This is a genomic window from Pseudomonas sp. P5_A2_2 (assembly GCF_054177685.1).
The window spans coordinates 1-2072 of sequence record NZ_JBGCUL010000802.1 but is presented as its reverse complement, the minus strand read 5'-3'; the positions used below and the strand labels follow the sequence as shown (position 1 = coordinate 2072).

Sequence of the window (2072 nt, the reverse complement as noted above, 5' to 3'; positions counted from 1 at the left end):
GGCGTAGGCAGCAACCTGGCCAATGGTCATAAGCGTCACTGATCCTGATTCATATTTGAAAAGAGCCCGGCTTGATGCCGGGCTTTTTCGTATATGAACGTTTTACACCGCAGCGGCTCAAACCTTCCAAACCCTTGAAGAATGTGAGGCGTACCATGGACTCGAAAACCAGCGGCAAAAGAAACGGAAGCCTGAGCGCTCGGCGATTAATGTTGCCGGCGATTGTTTTTGGATTGCTGGTCTCGCAGGTGGCGCTGGCGGGAGGTAATGGAGATGCCGCGGTGGGCGGTGGTCTTGGTGGGGTGTTGGGCAATGTGGTTGGTGGCCAGGTGGGCGGCAGYACTGGCGCAGCGATTGGTGCGGGTGTTGGCGGAGCGGCCGGTAGTGCCGTTGCCGCGCCCAGGCACAGCCGTACCGAGGCAGCGATAGGCGGTGGTTTGGGTGCGGCGGGTGGATCGGTGGTTGGCAACAGTCTTGGCGGTTCGACCGGATCGGCAATCGGCGCAGGCCTGGGCGGTGCAGCCGGCGGTGCGGTCGGCAATGATCTGGGGACTGACAGCGGTCACTCCCATTCCGGTAACGGTTATAAACACTCGAACAAGCACCACAAAAAGCATCACTGACTGAGCGAGGCATCCCATGACTGCGAAAACCGAAGGCAAGGAAGAAAAAGGCTCGAGCGGACTGCCATCCATCAACGATCCCGGCAATGAAGATCCGGGATCGCTGATGGATGATGCGACGGTACCGCTTAACGATGCTGATGATTTGGGCGATGTGGGGAATATTGAGTGGGAAGATGAGGAGGAGGACGAAGATTGATCGAACCATGTTGCCGGATTGACCGGTTGTCTAGCTGATCGAATGCGTCCATCGCCCAGTCCTCGATAAGTCGTGGCCTGAGTCTGCGTGATGCAAGTATCGGTTTTGAGGTATTGGAGAGGGCGCATTGGGTTCACCCTCATCAACCTTTGCCCCGCCCACCCCATCTGTCGCCGAGCCCCCGGCCTTGTTCGCCAGTGGACAGTTCCCCCTCGACCCCAACGGATCAACCCACCCAGTCGGGTTCCGGGTGTACCGATACGGGTTCAACCCTGCGGCCAACTTGACCGGATTCGGCGTCAGATAACGACCGATGTCCGGATGGTAATAGCGATGCCGGTTGTAGTGCAGACCGCTCTCAGCGTCGAAGTATTGCCCCTGAAACCGTAGCGGCTGTTCGAGTCGTTCGCCGTCGCCGTCGCCGTGGCTCAGTTCGCGCAGTTTGCCGTGGGCGGTGTATTTGGCCGACCAGACGATGACGCCGGTGTAGCTGGTCAGTTCCTGCGGGGTGCCGAGGTGGTCGAGTTGGTAGTAGAACGGGCAGGCGTCTTCCCGGCCTTTGCCGTCGAGCAGCGCCAGCGGACGGAAGCTGCCGGGCTCATAGACGTAGCTGCGGTAGTGTCGGGGACCGCTTTCGGCGATGAGTTGGTCGCCTTGCCAGAAGAATTGCGTGGTCTGGCCGTCGACGGTTTTGCCGATGCGCCGGCCGAACGCGTCGTAGCGGTAGCTGACACGTTTACCGTCCGGGGTGCTGACGCCGATCAGGCGGTGCTGGCTGTCGTAGGTGTATTCGGTGACCTGGGTCGGCATACCGCGGCATTCGCGGATCAGGTTGCCGAAGGCGTCGTAGTCGTAGTGGCTGTCGTAACGTCGACGCAAACGGTTGCCCTGGAGCACACACGGGCCGGGGCGGTCGTGGATCAGCAGGTTGCCGGCCGGGTCGTGGGTGAAGTTCTCCGCGAACTGGTCGCGGGCGTGGCGTACGCCGGTCAGGCGGTCGAGCGCATCGTATTGGTAGTGACGTGAACCGTGGCGGCTGTCGGCAATCTGCAGGAGGTTGCCCTTGATGCTGTAGGCATACTTGCGGCGATACAGCGGTCGTTGCTTTTGGCTGACGGCATGGGCCTGCAAACGGCCTTGCTCGTCGTAGGCGTAATCGCTGAGCAGCAGGCCCTGCTGGCGTTGCTGTTCGCGCCCGCCGACAAAACGATGGCTGGTCAGGCGCGTGCCATTGAGGTCGATGTCAGTGA

Annotated in this window: 3 protein-coding genes; 2 read left to right on the top strand and 1 reads right to left on the bottom strand. The window is 60.7% G+C overall.

Going from position 1 to position 2072, the window contains the following annotated elements; all coding sequences use genetic code 11:
* The first annotated feature begins 155 nt into the window (after positions 1–155).
* The gene (locus ACXRVY_RS25900) at positions 156–623 is read left to right on the top strand and encodes a YMGG-like glycine zipper-containing protein (protein ID WP_223462221.1); all 468 of its coding nucleotides are present in this window, start codon (positions 156–158) and stop codon (positions 621–623) included.
* Positions 624–639: 16 nt separating this feature from the next.
* Entirely contained in the window at positions 640–822 is a 183-nt protein-coding gene (locus ACXRVY_RS25895; protein ID WP_223462222.1) for a hypothetical protein, read from the top strand.
* 30 nt (positions 823–852) lie between these two features.
* Here ACXRVY_RS25895 and ACXRVY_RS25890 read toward each other — a convergent pair.
* Positions 853–2072 (bottom strand): RHS repeat-associated core domain-containing protein (locus ACXRVY_RS25890; RefSeq protein ID WP_458238610.1); only part of this gene is annotated, 1220 nt, incomplete at its 5' end.